Source organism: Methanosarcina sp. 2.H.A.1B.4, assembly GCF_000979385.1.
In the GTDB taxonomy this organism is placed as follows: Archaea; Halobacteriota; Methanosarcinia; order Methanosarcinales; family Methanosarcinaceae; genus Methanosarcina.
On the sequence record NZ_JJOV01000054.1, the window covers coordinates 17,523 to 41,195 of the forward strand.

The 23,673-nt window shown below is 42.0% G+C and carries 15 protein-coding genes; 5 read left to right on the plus strand and 10 right to left on the minus strand.

Going from position 1 to position 23,673, the window contains the following annotated elements:
* Positions 1-371: 371 nt before the first annotated feature.
* Positions 372-2,294, minus strand: coding sequence for a hydantoinase/oxoprolinase N-terminal domain-containing protein (locus EO92_RS08710; protein WP_048170928.1), 1,923 nt, complete (start codon positions 2,292-2,294; stop codon positions 372-374).
* 361 nt (positions 2,295-2,655) lie between these two features.
* On the opposite strand from EO92_RS08710, the gene iscB reads away from it, so the two are divergent.
* Positions 2,656-3,693: an RNA-guided endonuclease IscB gene (iscB, locus tag EO92_RS08715; RefSeq protein WP_082107996.1), complete on the plus strand. Its 1,038-nt coding sequence runs from the start codon at positions 2,656-2,658 to the stop codon at positions 3,691-3,693.
* Between the two features lie 13 nt (positions 3,694-3,706).
* Here iscB and EO92_RS08720 read toward each other — a convergent pair whose 3' ends face one another.
* The 6 genes from EO92_RS08720 to EO92_RS08745 all read right to left on the minus strand — a co-directional run bounded on the left by EO92_RS08720 (position 3,707) and on the right by EO92_RS08745 (position 10,467).
* Positions 3,707-4,000: an ATP-binding cassette domain-containing protein gene (locus tag EO92_RS08720; protein ID WP_048170930.1), complete on the minus strand. Its 294-nt coding sequence runs from the start codon at positions 3,998-4,000 to the stop codon at positions 3,707-3,709.
* Positions 4,001-4,214: 214 nt separating this feature from the next.
* Positions 4,215-5,936 carry an ABC transporter ATP-binding protein gene (locus EO92_RS08725; RefSeq protein WP_048170931.1) on the minus strand — a complete coding sequence of 574 codons (1,722 nt, stop codon included), beginning with the start codon at positions 5,934-5,936 and terminating at the stop codon, positions 4,215-4,217.
* Positions 5,937-5,938: 2 nt separating this feature from the next.
* Positions 5,939-6,907, minus strand: coding sequence for an ABC transporter permease (locus tag EO92_RS08730; protein WP_048170961.1), 969 nt, complete (start codon positions 6,905-6,907; stop codon positions 5,939-5,941).
* A 13-nt stretch (positions 6,908-6,920) separates the two neighbouring features.
* Entirely contained in the window at positions 6,921-7,904 is a 984-nt protein-coding gene (locus EO92_RS08735; protein ID WP_048170934.1) for an ABC transporter permease, read from the minus strand.
* Between the two features lie 27 nt (positions 7,905-7,931).
* Positions 7,932-8,792 carry a class I SAM-dependent methyltransferase gene (locus EO92_RS08740; protein ID WP_048170935.1) on the minus strand — a complete coding sequence of 287 codons (861 nt, stop codon included), beginning with the start codon at positions 8,790-8,792 and terminating at the stop codon, positions 7,932-7,934.
* Positions 8,776-10,467 (minus strand): ABC transporter substrate-binding protein, encoded by a 1,692-nt coding sequence (locus EO92_RS08745; RefSeq protein ID WP_048170937.1) that lies wholly within the window; start codon positions 10,465-10,467, stop codon positions 8,776-8,778. The genes EO92_RS08740 and EO92_RS08745 overlap by 17 nt, the downstream gene beginning before the upstream one ends.
* A gap of 927 nt (positions 10,468-11,394) precedes the next feature.
* On the opposite strand from EO92_RS08745, the gene EO92_RS08755 reads away from it, so the two are divergent.
* Positions 11,395-12,132, plus strand: coding sequence for a M48 family metallopeptidase (locus EO92_RS08755; protein ID WP_048170941.1), 738 nt, complete (start codon positions 11,395-11,397; stop codon positions 12,130-12,132).
* A gap of 264 nt (positions 12,133-12,396) precedes the next feature.
* Positions 12,397-12,906 carry a hypothetical protein gene (locus tag EO92_RS08760; protein ID WP_048170943.1) on the plus strand — a complete coding sequence of 170 codons (510 nt, stop codon included), beginning with the start codon at positions 12,397-12,399 and terminating at the stop codon, positions 12,904-12,906.
* A 181-nt stretch (positions 12,907-13,087) separates the two neighbouring features.
* Here the strand turns inward: EO92_RS08760 and EO92_RS08765 are convergent, their stop codons facing one another.
* Together EO92_RS08765 and EO92_RS08770 are read right to left on the minus strand one after the other, a co-directional pair.
* Positions 13,088-13,852, minus strand: coding sequence for a hypothetical protein (locus EO92_RS08765; RefSeq protein WP_235283263.1), 765 nt, complete (start codon positions 13,850-13,852; stop codon positions 13,088-13,090).
* A gap of 489 nt (positions 13,853-14,341) precedes the next feature.
* A complete protein-coding gene (locus EO92_RS08770) occupies positions 14,342-17,701 on the minus strand; it encodes a tetratricopeptide repeat protein (protein WP_048170945.1) in 3,360 nt (1,119 codons plus the stop codon).
* A gap of 584 nt (positions 17,702-18,285) precedes the next feature.
* Between EO92_RS08770 and EO92_RS08775 the strand changes: the two genes are divergently transcribed.
* The gene (locus EO92_RS08775) at positions 18,286-19,098 is read left to right on the plus strand and encodes an HD domain-containing protein (protein ID WP_048170947.1); all 813 of its coding nucleotides are present in this window, start codon (positions 18,286-18,288) and stop codon (positions 19,096-19,098) included.
* 693 nt (positions 19,099-19,791) lie between these two features.
* Here EO92_RS08775 and EO92_RS08780 read toward each other — a convergent pair.
* Complete coding sequence (locus tag EO92_RS08780; protein WP_048170949.1) at positions 19,792-20,712, minus strand: Nif3-like dinuclear metal center hexameric protein; 921 nt, start codon at positions 20,710-20,712, stop codon at positions 19,792-19,794.
* Between the two features lie 531 nt (positions 20,713-21,243).
* Here EO92_RS08780 and EO92_RS08785 point away from each other — a divergent pair.
* A complete protein-coding gene (locus EO92_RS08785) occupies positions 21,244-22,848 on the plus strand; it encodes a BatD family protein (protein ID WP_048170951.1) in 1,605 nt (534 codons plus the stop codon).
* Positions 22,849-23,673 lie beyond the last annotated feature (825 nt).

Below are 23,673 nucleotides of genomic sequence, written 5' to 3' on the forward strand. Positions count from 1 at the left end.
ATAAGGTGCCATTTTGTGATCCCGTTTATGATTTAATCTCTGAGTCATTCGTAAGTCATTTTTGTATATTCGTAAGTCATTTTATTTTTCATTCCATAGCTTCCTGCTCAAATCAAGGAAATACCTTAATTCCAGTTAGTTTCCTCCTGAAACTATTTCTTAGAATCAGAATCCTAAACGAGTAGCTAAAGAATAAATTTCGAGCTCAAAAGCAAATCTTGAGATTAAGAACAGTTCCAAACTCAAAGCTTCTATTCATCTGTATTTTTATCTTTACTTTTGAATCACTGTAATCCAAGACACAATATCTGCATTATTGCGGGAAAATATAAATGTTCCGGAGACTGTCCGGAACTCAGACTGTCCGGAACTCAGACTTTCGGCATCCCGACTCCGACAAAAACAAGTTTTGATTCTACGGGCATTGAGCCTGCCGCACTCAGGGAAATATCTTTTCTACTCATCTCAATCTGGACCTGCCCTTTGTCAAGACCAGCCTCGGTCATGTATTCCATTACAAGTTTTCTTCCGAGGGATTCTGCATATTCCAGGGCTTCCGGATAGCTCCCGAAGGTTACCCTGCCCTGAGTGGAAAAGAGGAGGACAAGCCTTTTTCGATCTTTTGAATAGGTACTCTGGATAAGGATTTCAATCCTTTTTATGCCCTTTCCGACAACAGCTCCGACGGCATTTCCTACTTCCGAGTACTGAGGGACTATAATGTCAGCATCAAGAATCTGTTTTAGTTCCCCGGTATAGGCGACTACGGGCCCTCCTATAAGCACGACAGGTATCTTCATCCTGAACTGTGCAAACCTATCGGAAAGAATAATTTTTTCAATTTCCTGGGAGGAGACGTCTTTTAAGACAAAAGACATCAGGTTTAATGCCATGTTTTTTGCAACATCCCTTTTTATGCGCTTGCAGAGTTCAATATAGTCTGTTTGAGTGTAGCGTTCGAGAAGTTTTGCCCCAGCAATTGAGGCTTCCACATCCCAGCTCCGGTATTCTCCAAGCACATGCAGGGCGTCAGTCGGGGTAAAGCCAATTGCCTGGATAAGGCGTTTTCTTATCAGGGAATCAAGCAGTCCGGGGGACAGAGTTTTCCGGGTCTCCCAGAAGATATCGTTAAGTGAAGTTGGGGTATCTCCTATACTGTCAAATAGTTCCTGCTCGAAACTTCCAAGATTTGAAGCCTCTGCCCCTGTCCTTATGAAAAACTTTGTGGGCTGCACATTCTCTTCAAGGTGCATGTTTCCGGGGATTCTTCCTTTTCTCAGGACTTCAAGAAAGCCAGGGTATTTGACAGCTGCAACGCAGAGTGGAATTACTCTCCTTGGACCTATATTGATTTTCATACTCTTTACCCAGACGTGGCTGTCCCCTCCCATTGCCGAGGTCTCCATACGGATAGCCTTGACTTTGGTCTGCCAGCCCCCAACCACAGCCCCTTCCGAGCAGAGTTCAGGAAGCCCGTTTTCAAGCATGGAAACATCCGTACTCGTCCCGCCCACATCTATGACTGCACAGGTCCCGAGCCCTGAAAGGTGAGCTGCCCCTACAAGGCTTGCAGCAGGGCCTGAAAAGATCGATTCTATGGGCTTTTCAAGGGCTTCATTGATGCCCACTACAGAACCGTCGCATTTGAGCATGAGCAGCCTGGAGTTCATTCCCCTGCGTGTGATCTCTTCCCGGATCGAACGGATAAACTGACTTGCAATCGGGATTAGCTGAGCGTTCAGGTAGGCTGTAACCCCTCTTTCATACGCTCCGAGGTCAAGGGAAAGCTCGTGCCCGCACACAACAGGAAATCCCGTAAGTTCCTGAATGCGGGTTTTGATTGCCAGCTCATGTGCAGGGTTCCGGATACTAAAGTATGAAGAAACTGCAAAAGCCGAGACCTGGTCTTTTACCTTTCCGACAAAAGCCTCAACTGCTTCCATATCAAGAGAAAACAGTTCAGCTCCGTGGTGGTCGTGCCCTCCTTTTACCACGGTATAAAACTCAGCATTCATTTTTTCCGGGATCTCGTAATCCCCTACAAGGATTAAACCTACAGGATAGCCATTTTGTTCAAGAATTGTGTTTGTAGCAAGAGTTGTAGAGACTGATACCATTTTCACATCTTTTAAGTATTTTTCATCCAGCCCATCAATGGAGTTTTTAATTCCTGCAAGAAGGTCTGGATAGGTCGTAAGAGCTTTGTTCGAGTCCATCACCTTGCCATCGGAATCCCGGATGATGATCGAATCGGTGTATGTCCCGCCTGCGTCAATACCCATGCTGTACTGCATTTGAATAGCTCCTGTTGATTTTTGTTCTTGAATGGGGTTCATGAAATATTCATGAAATATTCATCAGATTTATTTGCTAAATATAAAATAATACCTAAATATATAATAGTTAGTTAAAAAATAATGTATTTCCTTACTTTGAAATAAGGGTCAGAAACCTAATTCAGGAGTTTTTATAATAGGCAGTGTTTTTCTTTTCAGTCAGGTTTTCCTTATTCTAGTTACGCACTTGAGACGTAAAACCAGGTATCTGAGAGCTTGCCATGAATAATATGCTTTAGACAGTTTGGTGTTTCATGCTCTTATTTTTGTTCAACTGCTTAAATCCTAACATTTATATAGTCTCCGCCCTCCGGAAGAAATAACTGCTGGCGCAGACCATCAGAATCGAAAAACCAGGTATAGAAAACCCAGATTCAACAACAGAAAACGAAAAGAAGGTTGGCTTCCTCCATCCCTGCAAAGCAGGGTAGACAACATCCAAAATTGGGTTGCTAAACTGCAAAAGTTATGTCCTTTGACTCATATTTCGTATGAAAATGCCAAATTTGATACCCAGCTAATGCAAAATCCTGAAATTTCAGGTGTTGAATATCAGCAGGGAGAACTTCAGGGATACGAAGTTAGGGAATATTTGCTTGAAAAATGGGGGAGAAAATGCGCATATTGCGGAGCAGAAAATGTTCCACTTGAAATAGAACACATCACACCAAAAGCAAGACATGGAACGAGCAGAGTTTCTAATTTGACATTAGCCTGCAGGACTTGCAATGAAGCAAAAGGAACCATGACAGCAGAAGAATTCGGGTATCCTGAGATTCAAAAACAAGCAAGAATACCACTGAGGGATGCTACACTCGTAACTGCTACACGATGGAAAGTCTACAACACACTCACAGAAAAGGGACTTGAAGTCGAATGTGGGACAGGTGCAAAAACGAAGATGAATAGAATCAGGTTGAATCTACCCAAAGATCATCATTTTGATGCAATTTGTGTTGGTGCTTCAACACCAGATAAAATAATATTCAAAACAAATTCAGTACTTCACATCAAAGCAAAAGGCAGAGGATCACATTGCAGAACCAATCTTGATAAGTACGGATTTCCTAGAGGGTATCTGAGTAGACAAAAGAGTTTCTTTGGGTTCCAAACAGGAGATATTGTTAAAGCGGTTGTTCCGAAAGGAAAATACAAAGGAATTCTTTTTGGTGCTGTAGCTTGTAGAAAAACAGGGTATTTTGATATTAAAAATAAAGACAGTGTTAGAATAGGGCAGGGAATTAATCATAAATATTGCAATATTTTGAGTAGAGCAGATGGATACGAATATGCCACAGAGCATTTTGAAGTTGACGGAATTCCTCCTACGATTGAAGTCATAGGCATCCTTCCTTAATTTATCGTGAAATTCAAGATTTTTCCCTCCCGGTAAGTCCTATATCGAGCGAAGGATCCTGAAATATTATTCCGATACTATTCCTGATCTCACCAGGATCTCTCCTAAGGTCATATCCTGCAATTTCAGCATCACCTGCCGTAGGAAGAAGAAGAATAGTCAGCATATTGAGAATAGTCGTCTTTCCCGCACCATTAGGGCCTAAAAGTCCGAAAAGCTCTCCGGGCTCAACCGAAAATGAGACGCTGTCTACAGCAGTAAATTCCCCGAATTTTTTTGTTAGCTCTTTAATAATTATTGCACTCATATTAAACAAAACCTTCAAACTAAACAAAACCTTCAAACTAAACAAAACCTTCAAACTAAACAAACCTTCAAACTAAACAAAACCTTCAAAACGGGATTTTTGAACAATTATCAGAAATTCACATATCAGAAAATCACATATCAGAAACTCACCTTTCATTGACAAAAAATAAACAGTGCAGATATATGAATTGTAAAAACAAGATCCATAGGGCTTAATGATTATGACAGCACAGTCCTATTCTTGAACCCACCAGCCTTTTTGTATACTCATCAGAAGGTGAAAGCATCACATCGTGGGAATTCCCCATCTCTACAATCTTTCCGGAATTCATAACGGCTATTCTGTCAGCAATCTTCAGTGTCATAGAGAGATCATGTGAAATATATATCATTGCAAACCCTCTCCTGTTCTGAAGGCCCTTTAAAAGACGCAATACATTTGCAGAGGTTGAAACATCCAGGGCCGAAGTTATCTCATCGGCAATAAGAAGTTTTGGCTCCATAACCATTGCTCTGGCAAGTGCAACCCTCTGCCTCTGCCCACCGCTGAGTTCACCGCAATATTTTCCGAGGAAATTATCATTAGTGGGAAGACGAACAAGTTCAAGGGCATTTTTAACCATTTGCAGCCTATCCCCATTGGACCCGATCTTATTGATATAAAGAGGCTCTTTGATTGCATCAAGCACGGTAAACCTGTTGCTGGTCGAACTGAACGGGTCCTGAAATACTATCTGAATGCCGTTGAACCTGTTTCCATAATTTTCCCCACTGATATTTCCGTCCATAAACAATACGTCTCCAGATTCGGGCCTTATTACGTTTGCAAGGATATGTGCAAGGGTTGACTTGCCCGAACCGGTCTGACCAACAATTGCAAGAACCTCTCCTTCTCTTACTTCCAGATTAACATTATCAACCGCCTGGAGATATTCTCCATCTGGAAGACGATAGCTGAAATTCAGGTTCTTTGCTTCCAGAAGGCTTGCTATGCCACCTCTATGACACGCAATTTCCCTCCCACCTCCTACAGGCATCAGGACCGGAGAAGTTTTATTGCAAATATCGATTTTTTGCGTACATCTCGGGCTGAAAGGACATCCCTTAAACTCGTCCCCTGCCGGCACGTCCCCGGGAATTCCCCATAAATCTTTATAAACGAAAATATCCGGCGTCGAATGGACAAGCCCCCTTGTATAGGGGTGACGGGGAGATACGAGAATATCCCTTACAGGTCCGGTTTCAACAACCCTTCCTGAATACATAACAGCAATCCTGGACGCCACAGAAGACACAAAAGTGATATCATGAGAGATCATTAACATCGTATAACCGTTCTTCTTCTGAAGGTCAACCAGAAGATCCCTGATCTCCTTTCGGGTAAATGCGTCAAGGGCAGAAGTAACTTCATCAAGAATCAGTAATTTCGGATCGCATGAAAGAGCCATTGCCAGAAGAACCCTCTGCCTCATACCCCCTGAGAGCTGATGCGGATATGAATCCATCCATTTCGGATCAAGGCCGACAGTCCGGAAGAGATCAGCACATTTACTCCTGGCTTTTTCAGGGCTGAAACCAAGATGCCTGATCATCGGTTCCGTTACCTGAACGCCTACTTTCATAACAGGATTCATAACCTCCAGGCCGTTTTGAAAAACTATTGCGATATCCTTCCATCTGAATTTGTCCATCCCGGATTCAGGTAGAGAAGAGATTAGCTCATCTCTGTAAAGAATTTCACCGGAAAAGACTGTATTTTCCGGTAAAAGCCCCATGATCCCGAGGGCAACCGTTGTCTTGCCGCTTCCGGATTCTCCGACGATGCCAAGAATTTCTCCTTCTTCAATTTCAAAAGAAATGCCGTCAACAGCCTTAACAGTATTAATGTCGGTTAGATAGTGACATTTAAGATCATTGATTTTAAGCAGACTCATGGTCAGAACCCTTTCTTTATCTTTAATTTCGGATCAAGTATCCTTTCCATATCCCTGCTTATGAACGCAAGACAGAGCAGGAGGAAAATGAGCATAAACAACGGAGGCAAGAGCCACCATTGCCAGTAAGGCGTAAAATATATCGAACGAAACCCGGTTGCATGATTAAGCATCATCCCCCAGCTCTTGGAAGTGGGGTCCCCAAGGCCCAGAAAGGCAAGGCCGGCTTCAGCTATGATTGCGTGGGAGGATATTCCGATAACAAGCACAAGCAGAACAGGCATAACTTCAGGAAATATATGCCTCCAGAGCAGGTAAAATGGCTTTGCACCGTAATTCCTGGCAGCAACAATGTAGTTGTTCTTCTTTAATGACAGCGTCTGGGAACGTGCAATGCGTGCGGGTTTTGCCCAGCTGAAAAGAACAAGTACAAAGATTACGTTAAGAATACTCGGTCCGAGAAAAGCGGATATTACAATCAGAAGAGGAAAACCTGGAAGGGCCATTGTCACATCGATTATTCTCATCAGGCCCTGGTCAATGTGCCCTCCCATATATCCGGCCAGTATTCCGAGAGCTCCTCCTCCAAAACCTGCCGCAAAGGCTACTGCAAGCCCTATTGTAAGGCTCATTCTTGCCCCGTAACATATCTGTGACCAGATATCCATACCAAGTTCATCGGTTCCGAGTATGTGTCCTGGTCCCGGAGGTTCAAGGGAATCCCCTGTGATCTTCTGAGGAGGATAAATTGTTATCATGGGAGCAAAAACTGCCATTAAAATGATACAGAGAATACCAAGGACACCAATTTTGCCTTCGGTACTGAACCTGGAGAATGGCTTAACTATAGTACTAAATTTAGAAAATTTCCTGGCTATACTGCTGACAATTTGATTAATTTTATTAATATTCAAAGCCTGAATAAAAGAGAGTATACCGGCATTTCCAGAGGCAGCAATATCCTTTATCATATCCCCACTCTCATCATATCCCAACTCTCGGGTCAAGTTTCCCGTATATTTTGTCAACCAGCAGGTTGCAGATAAGTATGGAAACTGCAATTACCAGGAGAATGCCCTGGATAAGAGGATAATCCCGGCCGACTACAGCACTTCGGAGTGTCATCCCTATGCCGGGATAAGAAAAAACACTCTCAACAAGCACAACCCCACCCATCATTATGCCGATCATAAAACCTGTTCTTGTTACTACCGGAAGCAGTGCATTTCGGAGAGCATGCCGGATCCATACGGTATTTTCCCCCAGCCCTTTGGCCCGGGCAGTCCTGATATAATCCTTTGTGGTCACTGTAATCAGGGTATTTCTGGTGAGCAGGTACACACCGGTCAACTGTGAAAGTGATAGAGTCACAACAGGCAAAAAGGCATGGTACAGTATATCCCATGCCTGTTCTGCCGGACCAGTATAATCTGCGAAGGGGGTTACAGCACCTGCAAGCGGGAAAAGCCTGAGATATACGCTAAAAATCAGAAGAAGGATCAGGCCGAGCAGAAATGAGGGAATTTCTGCAAAGGCAATCATACCCATCATCATAATTCTGTCACTCCCCTTTTTCCGGTTCATTGCCGAAAGTGTTCCGAGAACCACACCGGAGATTGTACTGATCACTGTTGCGCCAACGACAATCAGCACAGTCCAGGGGAGATGGAGCATTATTACATCACTGACCGGCATTTTGTAATAAATGCTCCTGCCCAGGTCGCCCGTAATCAGATTTTTCATGTATACTAAAAACTGTTCATAAAGCGGCCTGTCAAGTCCGTAATAGTTCAGGTAATAAAGCCGCTGCTCTTCTGTCATTACGATAATTTCTTCCCCTACTTCATCTGCGGAGGTGGTTGAAAACGGGTCTCCGGGCATCATCCTCGGAAGGAAAAAATTAATGGCAAGAATTACAAAAAGGGTCGATAATAACCTTAAAATAAACGAATTCCTGTCCTTTTCCATCCAATCATCTGCCCCTTTGCCACCCTATCATCTGCCGTTAACTTCCCAGACCATCATCCCGGTATATACATCCGACTCGGAACGGTAGTTTCCATCCGGAGAGGCATTTTGATAATAGTTCATTATTTTTTCCTTTGTTTCGTCATCAAAATCCCGGCCTCTCCCAATGAACCCTATTGCCTGCTCTGCCGCTTCTTTCCAGTTTGTTTCGTCCTTCCATTCGGAATGGTTGATCTTGAGGGAGGGACTATAGCCTGAGAGGTAAAGATACATGAATGGGTAAATTATGCCGTTCATGTTATTCTCGGATTTTTCCCCGAGTATCGAACTCCGGATATCACGATACGCCTTATCCTCAACTCTTCTAAGGAAGTTACTGTAATAACAGAGATTTTTTGAGCAGGCCATCATCATATTAAAGTTTTCAACATCCTTTATTCCGGGGGTCATGGAGGCAATTACAAGGTCGAATTCGTTCCGGAATCCAAGCTCATCTATGTCTGCCGTCCACCAGGAGCATTCAATGACATCTACCGGAAGAGACTCATTTTTTATGGCATCTTTTAGTCTGTTAAGCATTCCGGACGAGATATCAAGTGCAGTCACCTCTGCTCCGAGCCTTGAAAGAGGAAGAGAAAGGGTACCGGGTCCACACCCGATATCCAGGACTCTGGAACCTTCCGGCTTAAAACCGGCTTCTTCAAGAAATTCGAGAATCTCATCGGTTCTCTTCTTTCTTTTATCTTTTTCAATGTTATTGGCATAGTTATCGGAACGTTTGTTCCAGAAATCTGCCATCCTGCCCTCATCATGGATCAGCCCGTTTCCTGTGGCTTTATTCCAGCATTCGATCAGGATATTAATATCATCTTTATTCTGCAATTCCATCCCTCTCAAGATATGAAAGAATGCTGTGTGTTCTTGCATGATGATCGTACATATTCATCCAGCCGTTGTATTTTGAAATGCGCCATACATCATACGATGTAGTATAATAGAGCGGAATTGCAGGCACATCATTTGCAAGCACGGTCTGCATGTCGTATACTATTTCTTTCCGTTTCTCATCGTCAAGTTCCTGCAGTTCCTGAGCACCAAGAGCATTCAGGGTGTCATTGTGGTAACCATACACTGCTGCACCGGATGACACACTGTTTGATGAATGTGAATCCGTATCACAGTACCTTGTACGAAGATAATCCGCATCCTGTCCCCAGCCTCCAAAGCCGCTTATCAGGAGTTCAAAGTCTCCGTTCTTCAGGTTTGTATCACGGGACTTGCTCTCAAGGGCTTTTACCTGAACGTCAACCCCCACTTCACTCAGCCTCTCTTTTATGAGTTCCCCGATACGAACTTCGCCACTGCCAAGGGACAATACATATGACAGTTTTTCCCCGTTTTTATCACGTATTCCATCCCCATCCGTATCAATCCATCCGGCCTCTTCAAGCAATGCTCCGGCCTTATCCGGATCGTAGCTATATTCCGGCTGGTCGGGATTATACCAGATGTGATCTTCTGGGAGTATGCCCATTTCACCGGGTTTTCCTGCACCTCTTGCGATCTTTTCCACCAGTTCCTCACGGTCAATGGCATAAGCAAAGGCATGCCTTATTCTGCTGTCATTAAGCTCCTGACATTCTTTCATGTTGAAATAAAACTGGTAACCCCAGAAAGCCGGCTGCTGGACTACTCTTACATCAGGTTCTGATGTAAACCTATCAAGAGTGTCAGGGGATATACTTGTGAAATCTATTTGCCCCTGTTCAAAAGCTATTAATGAATCACTGACCGGAATAAATTCAACGGACTTAACAGCAGTCTCCGGTCCCCAGAAATTGTCGTTTGTTACAAACCTGTATGAGCCGTGCTCTTTATTGTACTCATCAAGAAGGAATGGGCCAGTACCGATGACTGCCTGCGGACCCAGGAAACTGGAAGGGTCCGAGACATTTTTGTAAATATGCTCAGGTATGACATTAAAACCCGTGAGCTTGTAAAGGAATGTTGAAACAGGCTGGACCAGCACGAATTTGACGGTATTGGGATCCACAACCTGGACATTATCTATAACCCCTGACTCAATTCCACCTGAGATAGGTACATTTTCCTGCTCATAATCGAAAGTAAATTTGACATCATTTGCCGTGAAAGGTTCCCCATCACTCCAGGTGACACCTTTGCGGAGATGAAATGTATATTCTGTTCCATCTGCACTGACATCCCAGCGTTCAGCCAGCCAGGGAATTATACCGACTTCATCTCTTTCTAACAGACTGTCAAAGATCATTCCGACCTTTGATGAGCCAGGACCCCTCGGATATATAGTAAATGGCTGGGGATATCCATAATCTCCACCGCTAAGATAAGCAACATCCGTATGCTGTGATCCTTCAGCAGTATTCTCAGTCAGTGTCTCCTCAGCCAGGGCTTCTTCAGCTAGCGCCCCCTTAGCCGATATTTCCTCGGCCTGGGCACTGTCCTGACTAACGCAGCCTGCTGTCATTAAGATCAGGGCTGTCAGGAAAACAGAAAATAATACAAATAATTTTTTTTTCTCCATTACAAAACACCCTTTTTTGTGAATTACCCTATGAGCTCATCCCAAAACCAATTTTATTCTCAAATCAGTAAAGTTTCAGAACTATTTTCATGATCATAAACTCTATTGATTATTCTGAATACGGGATTTGGAGAAGCAATTTTGAGTTTTGGGATCGGCTCTATAATAACATGATAATTTGATATGGATATTAACAACGCATATGAGTATCACATATATATATAAAAGTATTACTAAATTGACCTGCTACAAAGAGAACCTCGAATTAAATCCCAAAATTCGGTTTAATATGACAATATTTTCATAAATATTCTGATTTCAGTAATATTTAATATTTCTATTAGTATTAGTTATTGAGGTTCTATGAAGATCTATAGAGAATAGTTTTCTACCTTTTTTCTTACACTTCTAAATGACATATAGAGTGGCAGTTCACCCATCAGTCCCCAGAAACCTGAAATAGCCGTACAGCCTCGATCAACCGTTATATGATTATGTAAAAAAGCGCCTCAGCCTCCTGGCTTATAAGCCTGAAATGGGCTGTTCTCTTGAGGCAGAGTTTCAGGGAAAGTGGAGGATTCATATAGGACCCTTTGTGCTTATTTACACCTTTGATAGTGCCGGCAATACCCTTACCCGTCTTTTTTTGAACACTATACAAAAGCATATGATATGGTACGGCTTATGTCTGAATCCTTTCTTTAATATGAAAGTGCTTTCAAGTACTTTCACTCATTTGTGCCTGTCATTCGAAAATTTCATTTGTGTTTTTGAGAAAGGCCGCTCTACTGCATCAGGTGTGATAAGAATGACCCGGTATAGAGAGTATGGTTATGCGGATCATAATATTTCTAATTAAAGAGACAGGTTTAAACAGGGTGAAATATAAAAACGGATGAAATTCAGAACTCGGGTGCGAGACCGGCTATGAGAAAAAATGATTGCATTAAAGCGTGCGGCAGGACAATAGACTACGAAATAGTCTACAGCAAAAAGAGGAGAAAAGCAGCTATCGTAGTCCGCCCGGACCTAAAGGTGGAGTTCCGAGCCCCTAATGGGTTAAGCCGTGAGGCTATCAGGGACATGGTAGAGAAGAAGGCTGGATGGGTATGGGAAAAGCTTGATTGGTTTGAGGCAAACAGGCTGCCCAACCAGGAGAAGCGATATACTGACGGCGAAAAGTATCTCTATCTGGGCAGAGAGTATCCTCTGAAAATTCTGCCTGTGGACGGAATTAAAAAATCCCTTGCTTCCTTCAGCGAGTCTGGACTTACTATTCTTATTCCTGAAACCGTTCCTGAGGAACTGAGGCCGGTACTTGTAAAAAAGGCTGTCTGGAATTTTTACCGAGACTGTGCCGAATCAGATGTTGACAGGCTCCTGAAGGACTATTCGGAAAAACTGAATATAGCTCCTCCAACATTTAAGGTAAAGCACCAGAAGAGACGCTGGGGAAGCTGCTCTGCAGACAATGTCCTCAGGATTAATTTCCAGCTTATGATGGCTCCACCTGAACAGCTTGAGTATGTGGTTGTGCATGAACTCTGCCATGTAAAGGAAAAAAATCACTCATCCCGGTTCTGGAAACTGGTAGGTGAACTTATGCCTGGCTATGAAGTACACAGGAAGAGCCTGAAAAAAGACGGCTGGAGATATGTACTTTAATTTTTGTGGTTCAACTGTGTTCAGGTTCTGTGCTTTAGGTTTTTGTTTAAGGTCTGTGCTTTAGGTTTTTGTTTAAGGTCTGTGCTTTAATTTCTGTTTTCAGGTCTGTGTTTAAGTTTGTTTTCAATAGAGTGCCTTAATTTTTTTAGTTGTTATTTTAAACCCTGAATTTATTCAATTTCATTCTTTTTTTCAGTATCCTCGCGTTTTAGAAGATAAGAAACATTAAATACGGTTACATGCCTCCACTTTGTAGAGATATTTATGACTAATTCGGAAAATATAAATTTTAAATATCTTCTTTTCTTTTTCATAGGGATATTTTCTTTTTTCCTGAGTGGGTATACCCTGAGAGGAATTCATCCTCCCACATCAATTTATCTTATGTTCGTGATTTATGGGGTCCTCTTTGCAGGTGGGCTGTTAGTTTCAAGGGAAAGGTCTTCGGGTTTTATCCTGAAAGCATTTGCCGTTTCTTTTACAGCCCTTCTCCTGATCTCCGTAGCTTTCTTTGCCCTCGGAGCTCTCAGCCATGAGTATTCCAAATTTATGGGAGCCGAAAAACTGGAATTTGCACCTGATGAATTTGTTATCGTGACAGAAGAGGAACTGGATGAATATCCTGCATTGAAAAGAGCTGTCGAATCCCCCGGAGAGTACTTTAGTGTGGATCCTGAGGAATGGAGACGGACAATTGATTTCCTTGACGAAAAAGGGGCTTATGAAATAAAAGTCGGGAATGAGTATTATAGCATCTCTTTCATGACAGCATGATATCCTTCCTGCAACCTGAAAATTGTTGGAAAGGATTGATGTCAATCCTTTTAAGGAATAAAGGGCAACCGGCAGCAAAACCGCAATTCCGATTTACATTTTTGATTACGGTGCTTTTACAGAGATATAAGCTGGCAGGCTCTGGTAAAAATGGTTCTTTTTCTGCTTTTAAACTTACTCTTCATGAACCGTGGGCATAAATGCTATGGTTAATCGTTTTTTCAATTTCGCTGATATCCTCATGCCCACACAGAGTACATTTATAATATCTTCTAATAATCCTCTTATTTCCAATCTCTTTTATATCTGGTTTCTTGAATTCTACAACTGTACCTGACAAGCTACATTTTTTACATTCAATACCTTTCAGGTAAATTACGGGCAACATTTCTCCTTTTTCAGTAAAGATATTCTCAGGTCCTTCCCTTGTATCCACATTCCCGCAGCACCTGCACTTCCAGTGTCTCGTAACTGTTAATGTATAGTCTCCGAAATTGCTTTTTTCCTTCATAACTGGCTCGCCTATTTCCTCACAGGCAAGCTTATTCCCACATTTTCTACAAAATGTGTCCTTATGATATTCCAGCACATTTTGTATACATAAAGAGATAATAAGCGGAACCAGGGATACCATTATACCCAGAATATAAAACCAGTCTAAAGTTTCATTATCCAGGAAATTAATTGTCGTGACCAGAGCTATGGTTATACAGAGAAGAACGAAAATTTTGCTCATTATTTCAAGGAGTTTTTCATCAAAAATGCTTATTAAAAAAAGAGATACAGTCTTGAACCTGTGTTTCTTATATTCAACTGTGCCAGTAAATATATGAACATCGGGGATTTGTTCGCAGCTGGTATTTTCACTGTATTTCTTTTCTAACAGATAATTTTCGAGGTTGCCAAACTCGGAGTGGTTGTACAATTCAAAAGCGCCTTCTGTCATTTTTTAAAATTACTATATGTGTACCAGTTTAACAGTACTTCTTCAATTGTTAAAAAAATTGCTATATTAATCTGTGAGAATTATCTGTTTAAAGAAATTTATTTAGTCATGATCTTACCAACATACCAAAAAATAGGACGAAATCTCCGCCCGTGAGGAATACTATACTGAGACCACACGGGCTATGTATACTCTTCTCTTTTATTTTGGGGAGGGGCTCAGATTAGAGAAGGATATCAACCGATCAACAAAGACCATCAAGCTGTATTAATTGAAGAAAAATCAGCTTCAGCAAAAAGAATTAAAGTTACACAAAAAAGGTACCGAAAAACTGCTGACAGGAATAATTTTGATCTGGTTTCTTTAGAAAAAGTTTACCGGTATGCCTGAAACCTTACACGCATACCGGAATAATTCATTATTTTCACCTTATTTTAAGTTTTCTTTTCAGCTTATTTCAAGCTTTCTTTTCACCTTATTTTAAACCTTTTAAACCTCATCGGGTTCCGGAACATACCAGTCTTCACTATTATCAGTTTTCTGATCTTCGTCAGGTTCAGGAATATACCAGTACCCTGTGTCATCATAATCGTCAGTAGTTTCATCAGCGTTATCATATTCCCCACCTTGTTCAGAGGAAGTGTTGTTTAACTGCTGATAAATTTCGGTCATGTTCACACTAACGTTTTCAGAAATATTTTCTTCTCCACCATACCATCTTGCAGGCAGCGGATAGTTAAGGTCGCCTCTGTATGTTTCGGGAAGGAAGATGCGGGTTCCCCTATTCTGAAGGGCTGCCACAAAGCCAGGGTCAACAGCATCAAGCCTTGCCTTATATACTGAAGCCTCCTCGTATTCCTTTATGCGGTAGTGGGCAAAACGCTTGTTATAAAGGGCAGAAGGTGCATTGGGGTTGATTTTAAGAGCACCGTCATAAGAATTGACTGACTCATTAACGTCTCCCATTACATTGTATAGATACCCCTGGTTGTACCATGCCGTTATGCAGTCTGGTTTAAATTGTACCACTTTATTAAAGCATTCAAGGGCAGCATTGTTACTGCTTATTGCGAAATAAGCGCATCCTTTGAAATACCAGGCTGCAGCATTGTCTGGAGCATACTCAAGGGCTTTGTCATAGCTGGCAATTGCTTCCTGATATCTCTCCATTTTAGAGAAAACAAAACCCTTGTTATTAATCGCATCAACATTTGTCGGGTCCAGCTTAAGAATCTGATCATAACAGGCGATTGCTGCTTCGAAATCTCCCATCGCTTCCAGAGCCTTGCCCTGCCGGTACATTATCTCTCTGTTTTCGGGCGTAATCCGGAGAATCTCCCCATAGGTTGAAGCAGCTTCCTCATACCTGCCAAGTTCTTCATACAAAGAGGCTTTCTCAGCCAGCACCTTTGAATTGGCAGGGTCAAGTTGCATGATTCTGTCGTAATCCTCCAGAGCCGCATCCTGCCTTCCGGATCTGGCTAAAGCAAAAGCTCGACCCTCCAGAGCCTCTATATTTTCCGGCTCAAGTTCAAGAAGAGGATTGAAACAGGAAACTGCTTCTTCGTACCTACCAAGGCTTACAAGGGCCAGAGATTTTCCCTGAAGGGCTTCAGGATCACTGGAATTAAGAGCAAGTAACTGATCGTAGTAAGCAACTGCTTCTTCTGATCTTCCAAGGGTGCTCGATGTAGAAGCTATCCCATACCAGGCATTGCTCGACTGAGGGTCAATATCAAGGGCTTTTTTGTAACACTCCAGAGCTTCCTCGCCTCTTCCGAGTTTGTCAAGGGCAGAGCCTTTCTCATACCAGGCCTCGGTGCGTACAGGATTAATCTTAAGAGTCATTTCGTAAGAATAAAGTGCATCCTCGTACATCTCAAGTTTGCTGTATGTTGAAGCTTTGCCGTACCATGCGGAATCGTAACTGAATTCCGGACTCAGGGCGTTAAAGCTCCCTGAAAAATCCGAGCTCTCTTCTGGGCTTGCATACTTGTAGCCCAGAAGGTAAGACCAGAAACCTCCTGAAATTGTCCTTTGTGGGCTGACATCCAGCCTATTACCTTCAACTGACCTGGAAGTCGAGTTTCCGGATAATACTTCCATATCCTTGTTCAATCTGAAACGGGCAATAGAATACCCTGAATTTATCTGGAGAGCCTGACTGTAGCAATCTGAAGCTTCCTGGTATCTTTCGAGCTGATCAAGGAGAAGACCTTTGTTGTACCAGATTTCAGCACTATCAGGGGCAACGGCAAGAACTCTATCATAGCACACAAGAGCATTTTCATATTCCCCTATTTTTGCCAGGGCAAAAGCTTTGCCGTACCATGCAAGTGTGTAATTTCCATTAAGATCGGTGGCTTTATTATAACTTTTTACGGCATCTTTGTATTGTTCGAGTTTTGAAGAATCATATCCTTTTCTATACCAGACTTTAGCATATCCTGAATCCAGTTTAAGGGCTTTATCGTAGCAGTCAGCGGCTTCTTCATACCTGTTAAGTCTGTCAAGGTCCTGACCTTTTAAGTACCAGATCACTGCATGATCTGATTCGGTCTCAAGAATCCGATTATAGCACTCAAGAGCAGATTCGTAGTTCTCAAGTTTATCAAAAGCCAGCCCTTTATCGTACCAGATTTTAACTGCAGAAGATTTAAACTCGGGAACTTCAGAATAACTGGCAAGTGAAGAGTCGTAGGCATTAAGCTTTCCGAGTACAGCATCTCCAGCCTCTTCTATCGCAATTCCTGCATTGGGGTTAAGAGCTCTATCATAGCAGACTATTGCATCATCGTACTTTCCCATATTATCAAGTATAGAGCCTTTGCTATGCCAGGCTTCAGAGTTATCAGGACTGTAAATGAGTATCTGGTCATAACACTGCAGAGCCTCTTCATTTCTACCAAGCTGTTCGAGACAGAGACCTTTCTTCTGAAGGGCACTAAAGTTTTCAGGCTCTGAAAGGAGGACAAATTCATAGCAGGTCAGGGCATCCTGATACATCTCCATCCTCTCAAGGTTTACGCCTTTATTATACCAGGCCTCCACAAGGTCAGGATTAAGGGAGATAGCCTGATCGTAACACTGTATTGCAGCTTCATAATCCCCGGACATATCATACATTATTCCTTTCTGAGTCCAGAGGTCAAAATCGTCAGGAGTAATGTTAAGAGCTCTTTCAAAACAGCTCATTGCTTCGCCGTATTTTTCAAGCCCGGCATAAGCCTTTCCCTGCATTTTCAGAGTTTCGGAAGAGTTGGATCCACGTTCAATTGAACTCTCATAAGAGGCTAAAGCCTCCTGGTCAAGGCTGAGTTTCTCAGAAGCAAGGGCTTTCTGGAACCAGACTCTGGAAAGATAATTATCCGTAGCGAGACTTTTCTCGTAACAGTTGATAGCTTCGACATAATTTTGTGTCAGAAGGTTCTCATTGCCTTTTTCATACCAGACCCCGGAAGAAACCGGAAAGGTTTCAATAGCCCTGTCGTAGCAGTCAATTGATTCTTCGTATCTCTCCAACGCGGTCAGAGCACATCCTTTTCCATACCATGCCATTGACGAGTTAGAGTCCATTTCAAGTGCATCTTCAAAGCATCCTATGGAAAGCTCATATTCATTAAGAGAATAAAGTTCATTGCCTTTACTTAACAGGCCTTCTACAGAAGCCGGGCGCTGCGCAAGTACCTCTTCAAGAGTGGGAATAGCAGCAGGTAAGTTATCTCCTACAATATTTGTCTGGCTTTCAGCTGCTTCCGCTGCAGGTAAAAAACCTGAGGTAAAAGATGAAACAAAGGCCAGAAGAATGAAAGAACAAACGATCAAAGAAGTTTTTTTAATTGAGCTCATTAAATACCCCGATTCATTCTAATGAGTTCCTGTGGAAAATTTTCATAAGCAGTCTATCAGTATCATCTAAGATCACTCTGATATGTAGTTTCCTAAATGATGTAAACGAGAACATCCAGAGATAAAAGTCACTGTACAAATTCCTTTTGTTCCCCCCGACGAGAATTTACCTAGTTAGAACCGGATTTCTTCCTATAACTTTCCAGTAGATACTCATTTAATTTGAAGAGCTCCTTCCATATATAATTAATGCAGTTTAAAAAGGGGACTACCGGGTTAATATAAGAATTATCAGTTTTTACTAATTTATAAATCTCATATTAGTGTCATATTTTTTTGGGTGTTTGGTTTGCAGATAACTGTTCAATTCACAGGAAAACGTTGAATTTATAGCAGATAGTCATGGTGTTTACAGGTAAGGGTTGGGTTCCGGTAAATTGCAAAGTTATTATCTTGAAGGAAACTATAATTATCTCATAATTGTCCGGAGTAATTAATATTATTATTTAAACAAAAACCTTTTCAGTACAAAATCTGCAAGATATGCATAAAGTATATACCTCAACATTTCTTATTGCAGAAGCATGCAGAAAGAAGACCTGGTTTATTTTCGGAGATGGTTTTTCGAGTATGTGAACAGATTATTTTCTCCCGACTCTTTCATCCAGGAAAATCTTGAGCTAAAGATCGAACACACGGGAAGAGTTTGTGAAAATATCCTTTTACTTGCAAAATCGACGAAAATCAGCGAAACGGAATGCATGCTTGCCGAAGCAATAGCCCTGTTTCATGACCTGGGTCGTTTTGAGCAGTTCATTAAATACAAAACGTTCAGAGATTCAGAATCGGAAAATCATGCGATTCTGGGCGTAAAAATTCTGAATAAAGAAAGAGTTCTCTCCCGCCTTTCCGGAGAAGAAGAAAACCTCATCCTGAAAGCTATAGAATATCACAACCTGATGGAAATTCCAGAAAATGTAGAGACCTGCAGTAAACTTTATTTTTTCTCCAGGCTGATAAGGGATGCAGACAAGATTGACATCCTGAGGCTTGCCAGTGAAGAATATGCAGAAGAGGGACGCAGGAACCCGGCGCTTGAACTATATCTGCCAGATGCTCAGGGGTATTCGGAACCCATAGTATCAGAGATCCTGAATAACAGAATGGCAAGAATTGGGGATATGAAAAACAGAAACGACGTAAAACTTCTTCGTCTGAGCTGGATTTTTGACATAAATTTTCCTGCAACTTATTCCCTTCTTAAAGAGTACGGATATCTAGAGGCAATAATGACCTCTCTGCCTGAAACAAAAGAAACGGGCATTTTGAGAAGGCATTTTGAAAACTATTTGAATGCAATAGAATCAGGGGCCAGAGACTGTAAAAGTAAGCCTTAAAATCGGAAATCAAGTCTTAAACAAGCAGGCTACTAAAAAAGCTGTTTGAAATACGTTGTCTCCGGGAGTATTGGTCATCCACCTTTACATGGTTGATATTTTTGAAAAAACAATGCCTGAATCAAACTCCCGGATTCTGACCCGGCAACGTTATTCGCTATCATGAACCGTTTTTGCCCCGCTCGACGCAGGAGAGCGGTCTTTCCCGAAAAGACTGAAAAGAAGAAGAAGAAGAAGAAAGAAGAGAAACAAGCCCGTAAGTAAAATCGACCTGATACCTTCAAGAACTAACAATTAAAACTGATAGGAGAAACGGATTACTTTCTGCTTTTTTTGCTTTTTGGAAAGGGCCGCCAGACAAGCTGGCGGAGGCGATGATATTTAGCTGTGAATTTTAATGAGGTCCCCCGGATCAAGATCTGAATTCGTCTGTTCATTTATTACGTTGCAGACGAGACAGGTTCAGTCTGCAAGAAGTAGAATCAATAATACAAAAAATTCCGGTTTAGGATATCCGAATAATATCAACCGATTAATAAGGGGCCACCGGGGTATTTGAGATACTATAAACGGTACCCTATTGAAATCTATTATTGAAACACATTCAGTTTAAATATATCCATGAATTGAACAATCTCTCAAAATTGAACCATCTTCAGGATATATTGTTTGGGTAATACTGGTTGAAGTAGCTTACTCGAGGTATCTTCTGCGATTTTCATTGCCAAGGCTGCGCCGATAATCTGAACGTATCTGGTTTCTTGACTGTTCTTCAAGCATGAACTCAAGAGATTCCTTCCCGGGTTCTTCCTGTTTACAGGCCTCCTTTCCTTCGTTCAGATCGAGTGCAACCTTATTTCTGTCAAGCCTGCAGTTAACCGCCAGGAGTCCGGAAGGCTGGTCAATGAATTCCACCTCAATTCCAGGAAGCCTGCGCAACCTGGAACATAGGGCTTCCATACCCGGGTTCTCCGTAGCATAATGAGTTGCGTCAATCAGGCAGAGATCTTCGTGAGTCCGAAGAATGTCATGCTTAAGTTCGGATGAGATAAAGGCATCAACTCCGTTTTCCCTGGCGATTTCAAGATATTCGTTCCGAAAGCCGCTGCCCCCTATAACCATCACCTTACTGATTTCATCCTTTTCTCCGGCGTACATAACGGGGGTCTGCAGACAATCCGAAACATGGGCTGCCAGTTCAGCTGAGGAACACGGTTTGATTTCCCCTATCCTTCCGATTTCTGAAGTCCGGATATTTTTGAGCCCCAGGCGGGTGGCAAGAACATCATTAATTCCTCCTTCAGCTCTGTCGTAATTAGTGTGCATGCTGTAAAGGGAGATCCCGTTTTCAAGAGCAATCCTGAGGGAAGCTGCCAGAGGCTTTGAAATTATATTTACCGGATGAAAGATAAGGGTATGATGAGTAATCAGCATGTCTGCTCTCATTTCTGCCGCTTTTTTAAGAACGTAGGAGTTTGCGTCCAGGGCAACTGCTATCCTGTTCACCTCATCCTCAAGACCAAGGATCAAACCAATTCTACCTGTATCAAAGTCATCAGCAAGCTCAGGTGGAGCTATCTCTTCAAGGATATGCACAATTTCAGTAAGTTTCATGGAAAAAACCTCCGGAAACCGGAAAATTTAAAAGTACTCGTTTTCGCCAGTCAGAATTCTAATTGCCAGAATTCAGATTAAGTGTTTATGACATTTAATCCCAGCCCTGAGTTAAAACTTCATTCATAAACTAAAAGCTCATCAACAGAACAAAGATTCCATTCTAAAGGAGGTCCTCTTTCAATCAAAATTTGGTAAATCATTAGCAAAAATTAAAATAGAATATGTGAAGATAATTTATAGAGATTTACTTAAGATATTTTGAAGAGATGGACAAACTTATAAAATTTATATTTATAAATACATTATTGAAAATAGAGATCTAAAACTAATAATTTAAGAGGGAGTGGGCTGGGGCGAAGACTATGCTACGCATAAAAATAATACGGCTGTTGTAGAATATCACATAAAAAATAAAAATATATACACATATAAAATATTGACTAAGCCGCGAATTTCACAGAAACGCAAAATGTACGTTTCCATTGCCCGGGCCCGATATAAACATAATCAAAATCAAGGAAGGTAACCATGGCTAAAAGGATTGCACTGATCGTATTACTTGCCGTTTTTATCTTCTCCGGCCTCTCAATGGCCGCTTTTGCGGCAGATGAAGTGGAGTGGGTGGAGAAACAGAATAATGCAAAACTATCTTGGGGAAGTACAATAACCGTAGACGGGTATGAAATAAAAGCAGAGGATTTCAACGAAGACAAGATGGTTTTCGTTTCGATTTCAAAGGATGGGGAAAAATTAAAGACTTCTCCTCTTACGGCAGGTCTGGAATTTGAATATAATGATGAGATAAAGGTTTATGCCCAGAGTGTAAATCCGAATTATGAAATACTTACCAAAGATGGAAAGGAATTCAAGACCGGAAATTGGAATCCATATGCTGAACTGGATGTTCTTGTAAGAGGAAAACCAGGTTTTGACATAAAGATCGAAACTAAAAAAGATACATACGATTCTAAATCTACAGGGGATGGCAGAATCGATGTAACGATAACAGTTAAAAATAACGGGAAAGCAAAGGCTGAAAACGTTGTGCTGACTGTTGATACCGCCGGGTTGGAAGTACTTAGTGGAAAAACAAAATACACATACACAAAGATCCTCAAAGATGAGACTGTTGAGCCCATTACTCTCACACTGAAAACGCCCACTCCCTGGGAAGATACAAATTTCAAGATAACTGCAAAAACCACATGCGAAGACATCAAGGGTAATAAGTATGAACACGAAGGTTCCAAAAATATAAAAGTCGAAAAAAAATGGGACCTCATCGTTTCGAAGAGTGCTACACAAGAGCGCCATATGGAAGAACAGGTATATGTTTCAGTCACTGTTCGGAACGCAGGTATATGCGACATAAACAATATCGACCTCAAAGATCAGATTGTTTCCGGAATGCACCTTAAAGAAAGTGTATCCCTTGAAAAGACACTTTCCCTGAAAGCCGGAGAAGTGGCTGAAAAGGTTTTTGAGTATACCCTCGTTCCGGAAAGACCAGGGAGCTTTACCGTCCCGAAAACCACAGCTACTTTCACCCTTGCAAACGGGCAGAGCGGGAAAGTGGATTCCGAGAAGTCGGATACGATAAAAATTTACGGGCCTTATATTGAAATTACGAAAAAGGTTGACAAACAGCAGCTAAACCCCGGAGACGAACTGACTGTAACGGTCACTACAAAGAACACTGGAAATGTTGATGCAAGTGTAACAGTAACCGACGTCGTGCCCTCCGAGGCCAAATTAATAAGTGGAGAAACGAGTTTCAAGCAGGTACTTGGAAGCGGCAGCTCAAAGACAATCACCTACATCCTGCAGATGCACAAAGAAGGAGAAGTCCAGCTTCCTGCCTGCAAAGCAACTTTCCTCGATCTCGATAAATATTCAGGAGAGGTCAACTCAGAAACTCCCGTTGTTTATGTAGGAACGCCAATGACCCTTGAAGGAAGCAGCTCACAGCCGGAAGGGACAACCGGATCCAACCAGGAGAAAAATGAACCTGCAAGCCAGACACAAACCGGCGGGACGGAAGAAGATTATGGAGATACCCCTGGATTCGGTTCCATACTTGCTGTAACAGGGCTTCTGGCGGGAACAGGGCTCCTGAGAAAGAGAAGCAACTGAATGACTATAAAAGTCAAATATTATTCCGGATGCTTCCGGGTTTTCCGGAGCATCCTTTTCCGCCCTGCCCACTACACTTATCTGAATGCTAAAACCAGCATCTTCAGTCATTAATTTTTTTGCATGGCACCCTTTTTACTTGTCTTTCAGATTCTCTACATGGCTCACTATATGCCCTGTGAACCAATCCATACACATTTTCCTTTGTAGCCATATTGCTGCTGTTCTAATCTATGGGTTATACTACTGGGCTCCACTCAAGAGGAACAAGTTACAATATCTCTGACCCATACTACGTCATTTGCTTTATTATGTATTTCTTGTTAAGCTCGACGCAGGAGAGCGTTCTTTCCAGCAAAAAAGCCCGAAAAGAAGATCGAAAATAAAAGTCAGCAAGCAAAAACTATCAAGGAAAACGTAATATCGAGGAAACCGTAAGACCCAACAAAAAAGAACAAATCAAATTCTACCTGAAAAATACTTTTTTAAGTCTCTTTTTCTGCTTTTTTTTACAGGGCCGCCAGACAAGCTGGCGGAGGCGCTTGTATTTACCTGTGAATTGAAAATCAGTTTCCGGGATTAAGGGAAGTATTCTCTCAGTCCCTGGGGCATTTCTCCAATGTATTGTTTCTCTTTATTGCGGTGTTGTTTTGCCGGGCACTTATTATCTGGCTGACGGCTGGCTCAGGTCCAGTGCGGCGCAGGAAGAGAGAACTGAAAGATTTCCTCAGAGGCTGTCTGAATATTCATTTTTCATTCGGGTAAAGTTACTATATTAGCCAGTCTTCTGCTCATTATATGGATCATAGCAGCATAAATGAAGGC

Coding starts and splice junctions, on each gene's coding strand:
- EO92_RS08710 (WP_048170928.1), bottom strand. CDS start 2,294: ATGCAGTACAGCATGGGTATTGACGCAGGCGGGACATACACCGATTCG.
- EO92_RS08720 (WP_048170930.1), bottom strand. CDS start 4,000: ATGAGTGCAATAATTATTAAAGAGCTAACAAAAAAATTCGGGGAATTT.
- EO92_RS08725 (WP_048170931.1), bottom strand. CDS start 5,936: ATGAGTCTGCTTAAAATCAATGATCTTAAATGTCACTATCTAACCGAC.
- EO92_RS08730 (WP_048170961.1), bottom strand. CDS start 6,907: ATGATAAAGGATATTGCTGCCTCTGGAAATGCCGGTATACTCTCTTTT.
- EO92_RS08735 (WP_048170934.1), bottom strand. CDS start 7,904: ATGGAAAAGGACAGGAATTCGTTTATTTTAAGGTTATTATCGACCCTT.
- EO92_RS08740 (WP_048170935.1), bottom strand. CDS start 8,792: ATGGAATTGCAGAATAAAGATGATATTAATATCCTGATCGAATGCTGG.
- EO92_RS08745 (WP_048170937.1), bottom strand. CDS start 10,467: ATGGAGAAAAAAAAATTATTTGTATTATTTTCTGTTTTCCTGACAGCC.
- EO92_RS08755 (WP_048170941.1), top strand. CDS start 11,395: ATGAGAAAAAATGATTGCATTAAAGCGTGCGGCAGGACAATAGACTAC.
- EO92_RS08760 (WP_048170943.1), top strand. CDS start 12,397: ATGACTAATTCGGAAAATATAAATTTTAAATATCTTCTTTTCTTTTTC.
- EO92_RS08765 (WP_235283263.1), bottom strand. CDS start 13,852: ATGACAGAAGGCGCTTTTGAATTGTACAACCACTCCGAGTTTGGCAAC.
- EO92_RS08770 (WP_048170945.1), bottom strand. CDS start 17,701: ATGAGCTCAATTAAAAAAACTTCTTTGATCGTTTGTTCTTTCATTCTT.
- EO92_RS08775 (WP_048170947.1), top strand. CDS start 18,286: ATGCAGAAAGAAGACCTGGTTTATTTTCGGAGATGGTTTTTCGAGTAT.
- EO92_RS08780 (WP_048170949.1), bottom strand. CDS start 20,712: ATGAAACTTACTGAAATTGTGCATATCCTTGAAGAGATAGCTCCACCT.
- EO92_RS08785 (WP_048170951.1), top strand. CDS start 21,244: ATGGCTAAAAGGATTGCACTGATCGTATTACTTGCCGTTTTTATCTTC.